This is a genomic window from Paraburkholderia sp. RCC_158, from assembly GCF_041355255.1.
Taxonomy (GTDB): domain Bacteria; phylum Pseudomonadota; class Gammaproteobacteria; order Burkholderiales; family Burkholderiaceae; genus Paraburkholderia; species Paraburkholderia graminis.
Window position 1 is genome coordinate 138,881 of sequence record NZ_JBFUPM010000006.1, and the last position, 15,251, is coordinate 154,131.

Annotated in this window: 14 protein-coding genes; 5 read left to right on the forward strand and 9 right to left on the reverse strand. The window is 64.4% G+C overall.

Features of this window, described 5'->3' with window-relative positions:
* Positions 1 to 51 precede the first annotated feature (51 nt).
* On the reverse strand, positions 52 to 633 hold the full coding sequence (locus AB6809_RS14365; protein WP_029966489.1) for a YigZ family protein: 582 nt from the start codon (positions 631 to 633) through the stop codon (positions 52 to 54).
* 223 nt (positions 634 to 856) lie between these two features.
* Between AB6809_RS14365 and AB6809_RS14370 the strand changes: the two genes are divergently transcribed.
* The gene (locus AB6809_RS14370) at positions 857 to 1,483 is read left to right on the forward strand and encodes a LysE family translocator (RefSeq protein WP_029966487.1); all 627 of its coding nucleotides are present in this window, start codon (positions 857 to 859) and stop codon (positions 1,481 to 1,483) included.
* A 24-nt stretch (positions 1,484 to 1,507) separates the two neighbouring features.
* Here the strand turns inward: AB6809_RS14370 and AB6809_RS14375 are convergent, their stop codons facing one another.
* On the reverse strand, positions 1,508 to 1,876 hold the full coding sequence (locus AB6809_RS14375) for a hypothetical protein (RefSeq protein WP_006049189.1): 369 nt from the start codon (positions 1,874 to 1,876) through the stop codon (positions 1,508 to 1,510).
* A gap of 252 nt (positions 1,877 to 2,128) precedes the next feature.
* Between AB6809_RS14375 and AB6809_RS14380 the strand changes: the two genes are divergently transcribed.
* The gene (locus tag AB6809_RS14380) at positions 2,129 to 2,758 is read left to right on the forward strand and encodes a 2-hydroxychromene-2-carboxylate isomerase (RefSeq protein ID WP_029966486.1); all 630 of its coding nucleotides are present in this window, start codon (positions 2,129 to 2,131) and stop codon (positions 2,756 to 2,758) included.
* Here the strand turns inward: AB6809_RS14380 and AB6809_RS14385 are convergent.
* From AB6809_RS14385 to AB6809_RS14395, 3 genes are all read right to left on the reverse strand, one after another.
* Positions 2,740 to 2,997 carry a DUF2866 domain-containing protein gene (locus tag AB6809_RS14385; RefSeq protein WP_029966485.1) on the reverse strand — a complete coding sequence of 86 codons (258 nt, stop codon included), beginning with the start codon at positions 2,995 to 2,997 and terminating at the stop codon, positions 2,740 to 2,742. The two genes, AB6809_RS14380 and AB6809_RS14385, sit on opposite strands and share 19 nt — an antisense overlap.
* A gap of 141 nt (positions 2,998 to 3,138) precedes the next feature.
* A complete protein-coding gene (locus AB6809_RS14390) occupies positions 3,139 to 4,908 on the reverse strand; it encodes a penicillin-binding protein 2 (RefSeq protein ID WP_029966484.1) in 1,770 nt (589 codons plus the stop codon).
* Positions 4,909 to 5,159: 251 nt separating this feature from the next.
* Complete coding sequence (locus tag AB6809_RS14395) at positions 5,160 to 6,701, reverse strand: methyl-accepting chemotaxis protein (protein ID WP_029966482.1); 1,542 nt, start codon at positions 6,699 to 6,701, stop codon at positions 5,160 to 5,162.
* Between the two features lie 539 nt (positions 6,702 to 7,240).
* Here AB6809_RS14395 and aepX point away from each other — a divergent pair.
* From aepX to AB6809_RS14410, 3 genes are read left to right on the forward strand one after another with little or no spacing between them, the layout of a single operon-like run.
* A complete protein-coding gene (aepX, locus tag AB6809_RS14400) occupies positions 7,241 to 8,965 on the forward strand; it encodes a phosphoenolpyruvate mutase (protein ID WP_307258743.1) in 1,725 nt (574 codons plus the stop codon).
* Positions 8,962 to 10,125 (forward strand): phosphonopyruvate decarboxylase, encoded by a 1,164-nt coding sequence (gene aepY, locus AB6809_RS14405; protein ID WP_029966479.1) that lies wholly within the window; start codon positions 8,962 to 8,964, stop codon positions 10,123 to 10,125. The genes aepX and aepY overlap by 4 nt, the downstream gene beginning before the upstream one ends.
* Positions 10,126 to 10,145: 20 nt before the next feature.
* A complete protein-coding gene (locus AB6809_RS14410; RefSeq protein ID WP_029966477.1) occupies positions 10,146 to 11,213 on the forward strand; it encodes a 2-aminoethylphosphonate aminotransferase in 1,068 nt (355 codons plus the stop codon).
* Positions 11,214 to 11,342: 129 nt separating this feature from the next.
* Here AB6809_RS14410 and AB6809_RS14415 read toward each other — a convergent pair whose 3' ends face one another.
* From AB6809_RS14415 to AB6809_RS14430, 4 genes are all read right to left on the reverse strand, one after another.
* Positions 11,343 to 11,495, reverse strand: a complete 153-nt coding sequence (locus AB6809_RS14415) for a hypothetical protein (protein WP_006049197.1) — start codon at positions 11,493 to 11,495, stop codon at positions 11,343 to 11,345.
* 164 nt (positions 11,496 to 11,659) lie between these two features.
* Complete coding sequence (locus tag AB6809_RS14420) at positions 11,660 to 12,364, reverse strand: PIG-L family deacetylase (RefSeq protein WP_006049198.1); 705 nt, start codon at positions 12,362 to 12,364, stop codon at positions 11,660 to 11,662.
* Positions 12,365 to 12,612: 248 nt separating this feature from the next.
* On the reverse strand, positions 12,613 to 14,250 hold the full coding sequence (locus tag AB6809_RS14425; protein ID WP_371026848.1) for a DUF4130 domain-containing protein: 1,638 nt from the start codon (positions 14,248 to 14,250) through the stop codon (positions 12,613 to 12,615).
* Between the two features lie 392 nt (positions 14,251 to 14,642).
* Positions 14,643 to 15,239, reverse strand: a complete 597-nt coding sequence (locus AB6809_RS14430; protein WP_029966473.1) for an NTP transferase domain-containing protein — start codon at positions 15,237 to 15,239, stop codon at positions 14,643 to 14,645.
* Between the last annotated feature and the right edge of the window lie 12 nt (positions 15,240 to 15,251).

A 15,251-nucleotide genomic window follows, 5' to 3' on the forward strand; every position in this document is an offset into this window, starting at 1 on the left:
ACAGCGGCCACTCGCAAGCCATCTTCTAAATAAAACTCGAACGCGCCGCTATCAGAAGAAGCCGGCCTTGCCTTGCGTCATATCGACCAGCGTGCGGCGCGCGTCGTCGATTTTATTGACCGGCAAACGGATCGTCATTTTCACGAGCATTGCGTGCGCGGTATCGGCGAGCGCGTAGCTTTCCGCTTCGATCCAGCGACGCACCTTGGCTTCGTCGGCGTAACCGACTTCGACGATCAGCGATCCTTGAGCAATCCGTTCGACGCGCGGCGCGTCCAGCAGCGCGGAGGCGATGGCGTCCGTATAGGCGCGCACGAGGCCGCCCGCGCCGAGCTTCACGCCGCCGTAATAGCGGACGACGGCGGCCAGCACGCCATCCAGATCGTGATGCCGCAGCACTTCGAGAATCGGCCGGCCCGCGGTGCCGGACGGCTCCCCGTCGTCGGACATGCCTGATTGGCCGCCTGCCAGCAACGCCCAGCACACATGCGTCGCGGCCGGATGCTCGTCGCGCAGACGGCGCAGTTCGTCCATCGCGGCGTCGCGATCCTCGACGGGTATCGCATACGCAATAAACCGGCTCTTGCGAATCTCGAGTTCGTGGATGTGCCGCGCCGACAACGTGTAAGTCACCTGGAAATTCCGCTCAATAGCCTGCGATAAAAAACGTCGGAGCCGGCTTTCGGCCCAGACTCGAATCATAGCGACTTTGCGATGCGGGCTGTCGTGCAAGCGCGAACGCAAGCACCAACGCAACCGCGAGCAGGCACAAGCGCGAGCGCGGTACACTTTGCGGAGCACGAATTGAACGGAACCGCCAATCAGCAGGAAACCGCCAGGAGACAGAATGAACAGCATGCTCGAGTTGTCCACGTTAGGGACCTTCGTCGCCGTCGTACTCGGTCTTTTTTTGATTCCGGGGCCCGCGGTCCTGCTGGTTCTGACACGCACGGTTCACGGAGGACGCAAGGCCGGCATCTTCACCGGCCTCGGCATTGCGGTGGGCGACTTCGTTCATACGCTCGGCGCGGCAGTCGGTCTTTCAGCCTTGCTGATGACGTCGGCGCTCGCCTTCAACGCCGTCAAGTGGATCGGCGCGCTTTATCTCGTCTATCTCGGCATTCGGGCCTTGCGCGAAAAACCGGCGAGCGGCGAGATGCCTGCGAGCGCACCCGTGTCGGCGTCGAAAGCGTTCTTTCAGGCCATTCCCGCCGAAGTGCTCAATCCGAAAACCGCGCTCTTCTTTCTCGCGTTTCTGCCGCAGTTCGTGCACCCCGAGCACGGTTCGACGTTCTTGCAGTTCACCACGTTGGGCCTGATTTTCGTCGGCATGAGCGCGCTTTACACGACGCTGATCGTGTTGACGATCCGCCCGCTCGGCAGACTCGTTGGGCGCCTGACGTGGCTGCGCCGCTGGCAGAACAAGATTATCGGCGTGCTGTTCATATCGCTCGGCCTGCGCGTAGCGACGCAAACGCGCTAAGCGGGCGGCCGCGCGCCGCGACGGCTAGATGTTGCGGCGCTGTCTTCGCAAACGCCCTTCGCGCGCGTATTCGATCTGTTCCTGAGTTCGCACCGCGAGCCTTTCCTGCTCCGCGCGGCTGATTTGCCGCGTATCGTCGATTTCGCCGACGCGCAGTACTTCCTGCGCGAGGCGGATACGCAGCGTCATGAGCGGTTCGCCGCGTTCGACGAGCGTGCGGTCCGCGGCGCGCGCCTGCTGCACGCCGCAGTCGATCAGATTGCGCAGTTCGAGCAGCGTAAGCCGCTGCCGCTGGATTTCGAGGATGAGCCGCTGCACCGCGCGCTCGTCACGCGCGCGCCAGAAGGCGCGCAGCTCGGCAAGCGTGGGAGGCTCGAAGGGAGGAAGACGCATTGCTCATACGAAAAGTACTGTATATACGTACAGTATATCGCGACTTTTCGCGGGCGCGCGTAGCGTTTGCCCGGAGCTTCAATTCAGCGCCAGCATGACCGACGCGCCCATCACGACGACGGCAAGAAGCATGGCGACACACAGATCGAGCGGGTAACGCATCATGCTTTCACCATCGGTTGAGAAACGCGAAGACTGTCATCATAGGCACGCTTGTGCCGCTCGACTGTCAGACATTGCAAGAGGGAAGAGATGAACCCCACCACTGCTTCCACAGCGCCCGCGCGCGACATCGAATTCTGGTTCGACTTCGGCAGCAACTACAGCTACCTGAGCGTGATGCGTATCGAGGCTGAGGCTGCTGCGCGAGGCGTGCGTATTCATTGGCGGCCGTTTCTGCTCGGGCCGATTTTTCGCGCGCTGGGTTTTGACAATTCCCCGTTCGTCTTGCAGAAGGAGAAGGGCGCCTACGTCTGGAAGGATATGGAACGGCAGTGCCGCAAGTACGGTATCGCGCTGACACGTCCGAGCGTTTTTCCGCGCGCCGCGCTGCTGGCGATGCGCGTCGCGCTACTCGGCGCCGAGCGCGAATGGATCGCTGCGTATTGCCGCGAGATCATGCAGCAGAACTTCGTGCATGACCGCGATATCGGTTCCGTCGAAGTCGTGAGCGAAGCGCTCGTCAAACTCGGCTTGCCCGCTCAGCAGATCATCGCTGAAGCGCAAAGCGACGCGAACAAGCTGCGTCTGCGCGAACAGACAGAAGCGGCCGCGGCCAAAGGCATTTTCGGCGCGCCCACGTTCTTTATCGGCGATGAAATGTTCTGGGGCAACGACCGGCTCGAAGACGCGTTGGACTTCTGCTATTCGTCGCCGTGCTGACAGAAGCGCCGCCCCGGCACATGCGAGACGACAGCCTGGGCGATCTCGAGCGGCGTGCTCTCGGCGGGCACCACGCGGCGGCTCGCTTCGGGCGTGTGCTTCATCGTCCATTCGACAAGCCGGTATGAACGTCCCCAGGGCGGCTGCAGCGGGTCGGAGACCTTGCATGAGTGAATCTGCCCGACCCATTCGTTGCCAGGCATGGCGCGCAGATGCTCGAACACCGCGTCCTCAACCATGGTTCGTCCTCCTTCTTTTTCGCAGGCATGGAGTCTTTCTTTTGCGCGTCGGCAACATCGCTGAAAAAAACGCCGCCGATGATCTGGCGGCTCAACAGGGGATGTTGAGCCGCATGGTTGCAGCAAAGAATTAAGCGAGACTTAAGACGGCGCAAATGCGTGTGCGGCGTTTTGTCCGTCGACGCCTCGCGCATCCGGCGGCACGCCGAGCAGTTGCAGTGAGCCGCCCGTTACCGCGCTGAACACGGGGCCTGCGACAGTGCCGCCATAAAACGCCTTGCCGGCCGGATCGTCGATCATCACCGCGACGATCAGGCGCGGGTCGCTCATCGGCGCCATGCCGACGAAGAGCGCGCGATAACGGTTCTTCGCGTAAGACGCGCCGACCTGCTTGCGCGCAGTGCCGGTCTTGCCGCCGATGCGATAGCCTTCGACGGTTGCAGCGCGCCCCGTGCCGCCGTCGCCCGTGGCCATTTCGAGCATCGAACGGATCGCGCGCGCGGTGGCCGGCGTCGTGACCGCGTGGCCCGTTTGCGAAGCGGCGGCCGCGGCATCGATGTTCTCGCGTACGAGGCGCACCGGATGCATCGTGCCGTCGCCGGCATAGGCGGTGTAGATCTGCGCGATCTGCAGCAGCGACGCCGAGAGCCCATAGCCATACGCCATCGTCGCCTGCTCGATAGGACGCCAGCGTTTGTACGGCCGCACCTTGCCCGACGCCACGCCCGGAAAGGTCAGCTCGGGCCGCATGCCGAGTCCGTACTCCTGATATTTGGCCCAGATTTTTTCGGCGGGCAGATTGAGCGCGAGTTTGGCGAGCGCGATGTTGCTCGATTTCTGCACCGCTTCGGCGACGGTCATCGCGCCGTGATTCGACGTGTCGTGGATCACCGCGGGACCGATCTTGTACCAGCCCGGCGCCGTGTCGATCACACTTTGCGGCCGCACCTTGCCTTCGTCGATGGACAACGCGACGACCACCGGCTTGATCGTCGAGCCAGGCTCGAACGTATCCACCACCGCGCGATTGCGCAACTGCCGGCCTGTGAGGCGCGCGCGATCGTTTGGATCGAAGCTCGGATAGTTGGCAAGCGCGAGAATCTCGCCGTTGCGCGCGTCGAGCACGACCACGCTGCCGGCTTCCGCGCGATGCTTCGCGATGGCGTCCTTTAACTGTGCATACGCGAGCTGCTGGATGCGCCGATCGATTGTCAAATGAATCGTGTCGCCGTTCTGCGCGGGCACGAGCGGCCGCGTTTCCGACACCACGCGGCCAAGGCGGTCGCGAATCACTTCGCGATGGCCCGGCACGCCGAGCAACTGTTCGTTGGCGGCAAGCTCGACGCCTTCCTGGCCGTTGTCCTCGATGTCCGTAAAGCCGACCACGTGAGCCGCCGATTCGCCTTCCGGATAGAAACGCTTTGAATCCGCGATCTGCGTGATGCCCGCGAGTCCGAGCTTCGACAGATGCCCGGCCGTGTCCGCGTCCACCTGGCGTTTGAGCAGCACGAAGGTCTTGTCGCCGTTCAAACGGCGGCGCAGTTCCGCGAGCGGCAGATCGAGCAGTTTCGAAAGCGGCGGCAACGCGGCTTCGTCGAGCAGCTTGGGCGTTGCCCAGATCTCGTAAGTCGCGAGACTGACGGCGAGCATCGAGCCATTGCGGTCGACAATGCGCCCACGCGTCGCGTCGAGTTCGATCGTGCGTTGATAGCGCTTTTGCCCCTGATCGACATAGAAGTCGCGGTTCACCACCTGCACCCAGAACGCGCGGCCCGCGAGCGCGGCAAACGCGGCGAACACCAGCACGACGATGAACTTCGAGCGCCACATCGGCAGACGCGCAACCAGCAACTGGTTCTTCGCGACGGGCGCATAAGAATCGCGCGACGGGGATTTTTTCTTCGGGATCATGGCGGTCCGACTGACAGCGGATTAACTTGCGGCAGCGCTCATTGTAATGAGAACGTAATCTGTATGCGAGATTACCGCAAGCCAACACGCGCGACAGACGTAAAAAAGCCGCGCGGACTTGAAAATCCGCGCGGCTCATTTCGTTCGATTGATGCGTCGATTTCGACGCGGCGTGTTAAAGAGGCGCTCGCTGCCTGTCGAGCGCCTTCTTTTTCACGCGTGCCTTCATGCGCTCCTTCGTGCGTGCGCCTTCACGCGGGCAGCGCGAAGCTGGAGATCGCCTCGCGCAATACGCCCACCTGATCCTTCAGCGAATGCGCGGCCGCGGCGGCTTCCTCGACCAGCGCCGCGTTCTGCTGCGTGACCTGATCCATCTCGCCGACCGCGCGATTCACCTGCTCGATGCCCGCGCTTTGCTCGCGCGACGCATTGCTGATTTCCTCGAGAATCTCGTTCACGCGACGCACCGACTGCACGATCTCGCCCATCGTCGAGCCCGCGTTGGCAACCAGCGACGCGCCGGCTTCCACCGTGGTCGTCGACGTTTCGATCAGCGCCTTGATTTCCTTCGCGGCCGTGGCCGAGCGTTGCGCGAGGCTGCGCACTTCGGCGGCGACGACGGCGAAGCCGCGTCCCTGTTCGCCCGCGCGAGCCGCTTCGACCGCCGCGTTCAACGCGAGAATGTTGGTCTGAAACGCAATGCCGTCGATCACGCCGATGATGTCGCCGATCTGCCGCGAGCTGGTCGTGATCTCGCCCATCGTGCGAACCACGTCGTCGACCACGCGGCTGCCGCGCGTGGCGACGTCGGCGGCTTGGCCCGCCAGTTCTGCCGCCTGTTGCGCGCTGTCCGCGTTCTGCTTCACGTTGACCGTCATCTGATCCATGCTCGACGCCGTTTGCACCAGCGCGGCGGCCTGTTCTTCCGTGCGTTGCGACAGATCGGTGTTGCCGGCGGCAATTTCGCTCGCGCCGACGTTGATATTTTCCGTACCGGCACGCACCCGCGAAACCGTATCGACGAGACCGGCCTGCATGGTTTGCAACGCATGCAGCAGGCTGCCGGCGTCGTTGTCCTTGACCGGCACGCGCACGGCGAGATTGCCGCCCGCCATCAGTTGCGCATGTTCGACGGCCACTTCCAGATCGCCGCCGAGCGAGCGGCGCACGCTGCGCAACACGAGCAGCATGATGCCCGTGGCGATGCCGCCGAGCGCAACCGTGATCGCGAGCCAGCGCAACAGGCTCGCGTAAAACGCGCGCTGCACGTCGTCCATGTACATGCCGGTGACGACATACCAGTCCCACGGCTGGAAGTGCTGCGAATAGCTGGTCTTCGCCACGGGTTTCTCGCTGCCCGGTTTCGCCCACAGGTAATCGACAAAGCCGCCGCCTTCGTGATTGCCCGCGTTCACGATATCCACGAACAGATGGTTGCCCGCCGGATCCGCGAACTGCGCGAGGTTCTTGCCGACCATCTCTTTCTTGAACGGATGCATCAGCATGACGGGCTGCGAGTCGTTCACGGAGATGTAGCCGTCCTTGCCGTAGCGCATCGATTCGAGCGTGGCGAGCGCCTGCTTCTTCGCTTCGTCTTCGGTGATGGCGTGCTGTTGCGCCATTGCGTAGTAACGGGCGACCACGTGGTTCGCCTGATCGATCAGCGACGTGAGCTGGTCGCGCCGGTCGCTAACCATCGACGCACGGTTTTGCCATGCGCCGAAGCCGCCGATCAGAATCAGGCCGAACCAAAGGACGGCGATCATTGAGGCTAATTTTTTGTTCAGAGTCATAGCAAAGAGTGGTGCTTGGCAAAGGGTCGATCGGATTGGGCTGTGTGCTTCTCGCTGACTCTGTTTACGGCAGGTTTCACTTTGCTCATGAGGGCAGGGGAAACCCTTTGCCATGCGCCTTTCGTCTGATTAAAGGGTGTGGGCGGAGGTAATGCAGGCCGTGCAAAGCGATTATTTAATTCGGCGGAGTTAATAAGGAAGCATTATCCGCAGTGGCGATTCTCTGATTAATAAAAAGCCGGTGCCGAGAAATGGAATTAATCCCGCGACGACGCGCAGCACCCAACACCGACAAGCCTTCGCATCAATAAGCCACAAAACGCCACTCAATTCCAAAGCGCTTGCCAGCGCGCCTGCGCTGCAAAAATCGACACATTTCTCCACTTAAAAGCAATACAGCAAAAGCACAGCCGTCTAAATGACGACTAAATGAAAATTCCGCTATAGTCGCCATTTTCCAGTCGCCAGCCGGGCAAAAAGAGCGCCGATAAACCCGCAAGCAGGCCCCGCCAATAAGCCCGCCACCAGGAGTACAGAATATGAACGCCCGCGAACCCGCCTTCGTCTCTTCTTCACGCAGCGCACGTCTGCGCCAGATGCTTGTCAGCAGCGAACTCGAATTCATGATGGAGGCGCATAACGGCCTCTCCGCGCGCATCGTCCGCGAAGCCGGCTTCAAGGCGATCTGGGGCTCGGGCCTCGCGATCTCCGCGCAATTCGGCGTGCGCGACAACAACGAGGCAAGCTGGACCCAGGTCGTCGACAACCTCGAATTCATGGCCGACGCGAGCGATCTGCCGATCCTGCTCGACGGCGACACCGGCTACGGCAATTTCAACAACGTGCGCCGCCTCGTGCGCAAGCTCGAACAGCGCGGCATCGCCGGCGTGTGCATCGAAGACAAGCAGTTCCCGAAGACCAATAGCTTCATCAACGGCGAGGCGCAGCCGCTTGCCGACATCGACGAATTCTGCGGCAAGATCAAGGCCGGCAAGGACTCGCAATCGGACGAGAATTTTTCGATCGTCGCGCGCGTGGAAGCGCTGATTGCCGGCTGGGGCATGGAAGAAGCGCTGCGCCGCGCGGAAGCCTACCGCCGCGCCGGCGCCGACGCGATCCTGATTCACAGCAAGCTCTCGCGCCCCGACGAAATTCTCGAGTTCGCGCGCGAGTGGGCGGGCCGCGGGCCGCTCGTGATCGTGCCGACCAAGTACTACAGCACGCCGACCGAAGTGTTCCGCGAAGCCGGCATCAGCACCGTGATCTGGGCGAACCATCTGATTCGCGCGGCCACGTCGGCGATGCAGGCGGTCGCACAAGAAATCCACACGAGCCAAACGCTCGTCAACGTGGAAGACCGCATCGCCGCGGTCAACGAAATTTTCCGTTTGCAGGACGCCGACGAGTATTCGGAAGCGGAAGACCGCTATCTGTCGAGCGGCCGCGCGGCAGGCGCCGCGGTCGTGCTCGCGGCGAGCCGCGGCAAGGGCCTCGAGGCCGTCACCGAAGACCGTCCGAAAGTGATGCTGCCGGTTGCGGGCAAGCCGCTGCTGCGCTGGCTCGTCGACGCGTTCAAGAAGCAGGGCGTCAACGACATCACGGTGGTCGGCGGTTATCGCGCCGATGCCATCGATACCGCGGGCATCAAGCTCGTCGTCAATGACAAGCACGAGCAGACCGGCGAACTCGCGTCGCTCGCGTGCGCGCTCGACAAGCTCTCGGGCGACACCGTGATCTCGTACGGCGATCTGCTGTTCCGCAGCTACATCCTGCGCGATCTGGTGGAGAGCGAAGCGGCGTTCAGCGTGGTCGTCGATTCTTCGCTGACCGATGCGGAAAACGCGAGCGTGCGCGACTTCGCGTGGTGCTCGGCTTCCGACGACCGCGGCCTCTTCGGCAACAAGGTCGTATTGCGCCATGTGTCGAGCGGACAGGAGGCGTCGTCGGCGATCGCCGCACAAACGCCGCATGGCCGCTGGGTCGGTTTGCTGAATGTGCGCGGCGCAGGCCGCGAGCGTCTGCAGACTGTCATGGCGCAATTGCAGGCGCGCGCCGACTTTGCATCGCTCGACATGCCCGCGTTGCTGAACGCGCTGATCGAAGCAGGCGAGTCGATCGAAGTGCAATACGTGCACGGCCACTGGCGCGGCGTCAACGATCTCGAAGACTTCCGCCGCGCCGGCGACTTCGCGCACGGACAGACGCCGCTCGCGGCATCGGTCGGCGGTGCGGCCTCCGACGCAGCGAGCGGAGCGGCGCAATGATCGAAGCAGCACAGTTTGTCGAGGCGGCGCGCGAGCGCGGCTTCGACTGGTATGCGGGCGTGCCTTGCTCGTACCTGACGCCGTTCATCAACTACGTGTTGCAGGACGAGTCGCTGCACTACGTGTCGGCGGCGAATGAGGGCGATGCGGTTGCGTTGATCGGCGGCGTCACTCTCGGCGCGCGCAACGGCCGCCGCGGCATCACGATGATGCAGAACTCGGGCCTCGGCAACGCCGTGAGTCCGTTGACGTCGCTCACGTGGACCTTCCGTTTGCCGCAATTGCTGATCGTCACGTGGCGCGGCCAACCCGGCGTCGCCGACGAACCGCAGCACGCGTTGATGGGACCGGTCACGCCCGCGATGCTCGACACGATGGAAATTCCGTGGGAGACGTTTCCGACCGAAGCCGACGCAATCGGCCCCACGCTGGATCGCGCGATCGCCCATATGGACGAAACGGGCCGCCCTTACGCGCTCGTGATGCAAAAGGGCAGCGTCGCGCCATACGAATTGAAGGCGGGCGATGCGGGCGCGCGTCGTGTGCCGGTCGCGCCGCGTTCACAGTTCACCGGCGTGGCGGCGAGCGAACTCGCGTCGCGTCATGACGCGTTGAAGAAGGTGATCGCGCACACGCCGCTCGAGTCGACGGTCGTGCTCGCGTCGACCGGTTTTTGTGGACGCGAGCTTTACGCGATCGACGATCGTCCGAACCAGTTGTACATGGTCGGCTCGATGGGTTGCGTGACGCCGTTCGCGCTCGGTCTCGCGCTCGCGCGTCCGGACCTGCACGTGGTCGCACTCGACGGCGACGGTGCGGCGCTGATGCGCATGGGCGCGTTCGCGACGCTCGGCGCTTACGGTCCGTCGAATCTCACGCACGTACTGCTCGATAACGGCGCGCACGACTCCACGGGCGGGCAGGCGACGGTCTCGCCGCAGGTCTCATTCGCGGGCGTCGCGGCGGCGTGCGGCTATGCGTCGGCGGTCGAAAGCGACGATCCCGCTGTGCTCGACGCGCTGTTCGAATCCGCGCCGCTCGACGGTCCGCGCTTTGCGCGCCTCGTCATTCGTCGCGGCACGCCTGACGGCTTGCCGCGTCCCACCATCACTCCGCCCGATGTGAAAACGCGTTTGATGCGTCACATCGGCGCCGCCTGAAGTCAAAGGAAGACGCGCCCATGCTGCTGCTCAATCCCGGCCCCGTGACGCTCACCGAACGCGTTCGCAACAGCCTGTTGCAGACGGACCTATGCCATCGCGAAAGCGAGTTTTTCGATTTGCAGGAAGAGGCGCGCACGCGTCTCGTCGACCTTTACGGCCTCGACGCGAGCGAATGGCAGGCGGTGCTGATGACGGGTTCGGGCACGGCCGCCGTCGAAAGCATGACGGCCGCGCTCGTGCCGCAAAACGGCAAGCTGCTGGTGGTGGAAAACGGCGTGTACGGCGAGCGTATCGCGCAGATCGCCGCGCAATACGGCATTGCACATGAAGCGCTGAAGCATGACTGGATGCAGGCGCCGGACCTCGCGAAAATCGCCGAACGTCTCGACGCGGACAAGGCGTTCACGCACGTCGCGGTGATCCATCATGAAACGACGACCGGGCGGCTGAACGATCTCGCCGCGCTCGGTGCGCTGTGCCGCGCGCGCGGTCTGCGTTTGCTGGTTGATGGCGTGAGCAGCTTCGGCGCCGAGGCGATCGACTTCGCCGATACGAGTCTCGACGCCGTCGCCGCGACGGCCAACAAGTGCCTGCACGGCGTGCCGGGTGCGTCGTTCGTGCTGGTGCGCCGCGCGGCGCTCGCGCAGGCGGCGAGCCGCACGTACTACCTCGACCTCGGACGGCTCGCGCGCCTGCAGGATCAGCGCAATACGCCGTTCACGCCGTCGGTTCACGCGTACTACGCGCTGGTCGAAGCGTTGCGCGAAATCGCCGACGAAGGCGGCTGGCGCGCGCGTCATGCGCGCTATGCGGCGCTCGCCGAGCAGGCGCGCGCGGGACTGGCCGAGCGCGGCATCGAGAGCGTGCTGGCGCCGCAGGAGTCGTCGGTCGTGTTGCGCGCGTACCGGCTGCCGAACGGCGTCACGTATCCGCAATTGCACGACGCGCTGAAGGCGCGCGGCTTCGTGATCTATGCCGGGCAGGGCGGGCTGTCGGCGGAACTCTTCCGTATCTCGACGATGGGTAACATCCACGCCGCCGACATCGACCGGCTGTTGCAGGGCTTCAGCGAACTGACGAACTGATTGCGGTGCGGGTGTGCCGCCGTGCCGCCGTGCCGCCGTGCCGCCGTGCCGCCGTCGCATGCCCGCATGTCGTGTGCGGTTTATGCACGCGGCTGTCGGTTCGCGGCTGATTTGCTAACGCTTCGCGGCTCACACCGGGTCTTTGTCGGGCGGTCCTTCGGGGCGCTGTGGTTCGTCGTTGTGATGACCGGGCGACGGCGGTGTCAGCGGATCGCCTTCCGGGTCGCGCGTCGGGTCGGCGTTGGGATCGGGGATCGGGCTCGTATGCATGTCGTAGCTCATTGCATCACCTGTGGTTGAGAGTTGTGCGATAGCGCGACGGCGCGTGCGGTTCACTTCAAGGGTAGGCGGTTTTGCTGTCGGGCGGGTTTCGCGGCTGCGGTTTTTGCCCGCGCTTTTACCTACGCTTTTGCCCACGCTTCCCGCTGTGTTTTTCACGCGTTCCGCTACCTTTTCACGCGACGGCCCACGCTCAGTTGCCAGTAGCGCTCGGTGGCGAAGACGTCGTCGTAATTGCCCGGCCCGAACGCCCGCAACTGACTCTGGTATGCGTGAACGGCTTCGCGCTTGATCTGCGCGCGCCGCTGCATGTCGATCGTGTGGCCGGCGCTCGGATTGGCCGGCGTCGCCACGATGCCGCGCTGCGCGAGATCGGCGAGGCGCGCCTGCACGACCCCCGGCGTGCGCCGGTGAATCGCTTCCTCATAACCGAACCAGGCGAGATGCGACAGCCGCGGCAGGATCTCGCAGCACGCTTCGAACACGCGCACGTGATCGTCGTGATACAGCCCGAGCGGCATCAGCAACGTGTTAGCCGTGGTTCGATAGATGGTTTCCTCGAGCGCGGCCGCCATTTTGCTGATGGACGGCGAATCGGAATACTGGCTCTCGCGAAACGGCATGCGCAGCGGAATCGCGTCGAGCAATTCGAGCGCGCGGTTGTCTTCGAACGTGCGCTCGTGGATCGCCTCGTGGGCGTTGACGAAACCCGACTTTTCATCCCATTCGGTGTGCATCGTATGCTCGGGCGGCGCGGCGAATACCGTGCAGACCGCGGCGTCCGGATGCGCAGCGAGCAATGCGCCGCAACTGAAGACGGCGTCGTCGAAATGCGGTGACACGATGAACAGGCGCGGGCTGGTTTCGCTCATGGGCAGTCGGTGGTTTCGAACGCGTGCGCCGCTTCAACGACGGCGTAGCGTTGCGTGACAATCGCGGCGTCACATCAGCTTAGGCGGAATTGGAACGAGTTGCGCGGTTGATTCGCGGTCGGTTTGCGGTTCATTCGCGGTCGGTTCACTGTCGGTTCGCCGTTCTGCGGCGCTCACGCATAGCTATGAGTGTTTGCGCAAGCCATGTGCCTGTGCACGCCCGAGCGATGGCGTGGCTTAGGCGGTTGTCACCGACGCTCGGACGCGTCGCCCGCCAGTTCCGCCGCCCACCTGAACGCAGTCGCGATTCTTGCGACGATGTCGTCGCGCAAACGCGGGTCGGCGGTCCTCAACGCATAGGCCGGATGCCAGGTCGGCACGATGATGCGCCCGCCATGACTGATAGTGCGCCCCGCATATTCCGACAGGTTGACGTGCGCGCCGGTCAGCGCTCTCAACGCCGTCGGGCCTAACGCGACGACCACCCGCGGCGCAAGCTGCGCGAGTTCTTTGTCGAGCCAATACTGACAGGCTTCCACCTCGCGTTGCGCGGGGGTGCGATGAATGCGCTCGCGCCCGACGATCTCCCACTTGTAATGCTTGACCGCATACGTCAGATAGAGCGCCGCGCGTTCGAGCCCGGCGCGGGCGACCACGCTGTCGAGCAACTGACCGGCCGGTCCGGTGAAGGGCACGCCGTGCTGGTTTTCATACTCGCCAGGTTGCTCGCCGACGACCATGATCGGGGGACTGGCGGGGGCAGTGGAATTTGTATGCGCATCGGCGTTGGCACTCACGCTGCCGCCCGCACCCGCACCCGCACCCGCACCGGGCACCGGCTGCTTCGCGTTGCGCCATAACGCGCAACGCCGGCAGGTATCGAGCGGACCGGTGGGCTCGCGCAGCGGTGGCGTCAGCGCGGAATATTCCGCCAGCGGACTAGCCGGTACGGTCACGACAGCGTTTTGTCCGCGAGGACAGACGCGCTCGCGCGCGAGCCGCGCAGGCAACGGCGGCCCTTCGGGCGGGGCTCTCCAGTACCGAAGCGGCACCGGCGGCGTCTCGTCGCTGACGGCTTCCTCGTAGTAGCCGAGCCAGAGCGCTTCAGTGGACTCGCTGGTGACGGCTTCGCCCGTCATTGCGTCTTCGGCCGGAACGTCGACGCTGTGCTCAGACACCGGCTGCGATATGCGCAGCAGCATGCCGTTCCAGAGCGCGGCGCCTCGTGGCGTGGCCAGCATCCATGTCGAGTAGCCCATGCGCGCCGCGAAGCGCTCGGCCGCGTACTCGAGCAGGTCATGATGCGGTTCGTACCAGCCGACGAACTCGGGCGGTCCCATCGACGGATCGCGTCTTCTGAACAAGGTCAGGTTCAGCATGTCCTCGGTTTCATGCTCGACGGCGCGCACGCGCTGATCGAGCAATGCGCCGTCGCTGTCGCCGAGGTCGAGAACGTCGCGTTCGCCGCGTGTCCAGCGCCAGAGGACTCGATAGAGCAGCGCCCAGCGGTCGGGCGCGCGGAAACAGGCGGCCGCTTTCAGCCAGGCGAGTAGCTCGCGTGGTACGGCGGTTGTTGCCGCGAGGCCGTTTGCTGCGTCCGGGGTTGCTGACGCGTGAGACGGGTGCGACGTGTCCGACGCGGGCGCGGCTTGCAACATGTCCGACGCATCCGACGCATCCGACGCACCCGACCCACCCCACGCATCGGCAAGCGGCTGATTCAGCGCCGCGCCCGCGCCATTGCAACCGATGGTGCTCGCAGGCTCCTGCGCCGTCTCCGGGCACTCAATCCACTCGATCCGCTCCGGCTCCACGCCATGCCGCAACAGCAAACGTGCGGCGTCGCGCCAGGCGCTGAAAGACGGGTAAATGGAAATGCGGTTCATGCGAAGGGTTGCGGCCGGGGGCACGCGGCGAGCGGCAGCTAACGGCGCGTCCAAGAATACTGTATGAATATACAGTATGCGCTCAAGCCTGGGTCGGCGCAAGCCTGCGGTTTGCTGCACGCCAAGGCTCACGGCCAGCGCACAGCGGGCTGGGGCCAACGCCCTGCGCCGAACGCCGAACCCCAACGCCGTACGCCGTACGCCGTACGCCGTACGTCGCACGCCAAACGCCCAACGCCCAACGCCCAACGCCCAACGCAGCTCCGAAGTCAACCGCCCGGCTCCGCACAACCGCCCGACTCCGCACCGCTGACTCCACGCTACCCGCCGACTCCACACTACCCGTGGTTGCCGGCCAAACGAGACCGGTCCCAACCACCACTTCAGCCCCACTAACCCGCCACCACCCCCCGCAAATCCCCCGGCGTATCCACATCCCGCAAAACCCCCGCATCGTCGACATCCAGCCGCACCACACGCCCAGACATCAGCAACGAACGCGCGCCGCTGTCTCCATCGAGCGACATCAGCGCCTCGCGATGTTCCGCGCCAAACCCCACCGGATGCCCACGCTGCCCTTCATAAAACGGCGCGACGATAGACGCCCCGCCGTCGAGCGTCCGCGCGACCGCTTCAATCGTCGACGGCTGGATGCGCGGCATGTCGGCGAGCGCGACGATCCAGCCTTCGGCGTCGTCGCTGGCGTCGATGCCCGCGGCGAGGCTCGCGCCCATGCCGCGTTCGGCGGCGGCCGCGAACACCACGTCGCAACCGGCGTCGTTCAGCAGACGCGCGAGCGCTTCGGCGCCCGGCCGCACGACGGCCAGCACCGTCGGCACGACCAGCAACAGCCGGCGCGCGGCTTCGTGGGCGAGCGGCGTGCCGTCGGGCAGTCGCGCGAGCAGCTTGTTTTGCACGCCCTGCGGATCGAAGCGCGAGCCGACGCCTGCGGCGAGCAAGATGCCAGTGGCAAGCGACGAGTAAGCCATGAGCGGGCACCG

Coding starts and splice junctions, on each gene's coding strand:
- AB6809_RS14410 (WP_029966477.1), top strand. CDS start 10,146: ATGCTGCTGCTCAATCCCGGCCCCGTGACGCTCACCGAACGCGTTCGC.
- AB6809_RS14395 (WP_029966482.1), bottom strand. CDS start 6,701: ATGACTCTGAACAAAAAATTAGCCTCAATGATCGCCGTCCTTTGGTTC.
- AB6809_RS14380 (WP_029966486.1), top strand. CDS start 2,129: ATGAACCCCACCACTGCTTCCACAGCGCCCGCGCGCGACATCGAATTC.
- AB6809_RS14430 (WP_029966473.1), bottom strand. CDS start 15,239: ATGGCTTACTCGTCGCTTGCCACTGGCATCTTGCTCGCCGCAGGCGTC.
- AB6809_RS14390 (WP_029966484.1), bottom strand. CDS start 4,908: ATGATCCCGAAGAAAAAATCCCCGTCGCGCGATTCTTATGCGCCCGTC.
- AB6809_RS14415 (WP_006049197.1), bottom strand. CDS start 11,495: ATGAGCTACGACATGCATACGAGCCCGATCCCCGATCCCAACGCCGAC.
- AB6809_RS14385 (WP_029966485.1), bottom strand. CDS start 2,997: ATGGTTGAGGACGCGGTGTTCGAGCATCTGCGCGCCATGCCTGGCAAC.
- aepY (WP_029966479.1), top strand. CDS start 8,962: ATGATCGAAGCAGCACAGTTTGTCGAGGCGGCGCGCGAGCGCGGCTTC.
- AB6809_RS14420 (WP_006049198.1), bottom strand. CDS start 12,364: ATGAGCGAAACCAGCCCGCGCCTGTTCATCGTGTCACCGCATTTCGAC.
- AB6809_RS14375 (WP_006049189.1), bottom strand. CDS start 1,876: ATGCGTCTTCCTCCCTTCGAGCCTCCCACGCTTGCCGAGCTGCGCGCC.
- AB6809_RS14425 (WP_371026848.1), bottom strand. CDS start 14,250: ATGAACCGCATTTCCATTTACCCGTCTTTCAGCGCCTGGCGCGACGCC.
- aepX (WP_307258743.1), top strand. CDS start 7,241: ATGAACGCCCGCGAACCCGCCTTCGTCTCTTCTTCACGCAGCGCACGT.
- AB6809_RS14370 (WP_029966487.1), top strand. CDS start 857: ATGCTCGAGTTGTCCACGTTAGGGACCTTCGTCGCCGTCGTACTCGGT.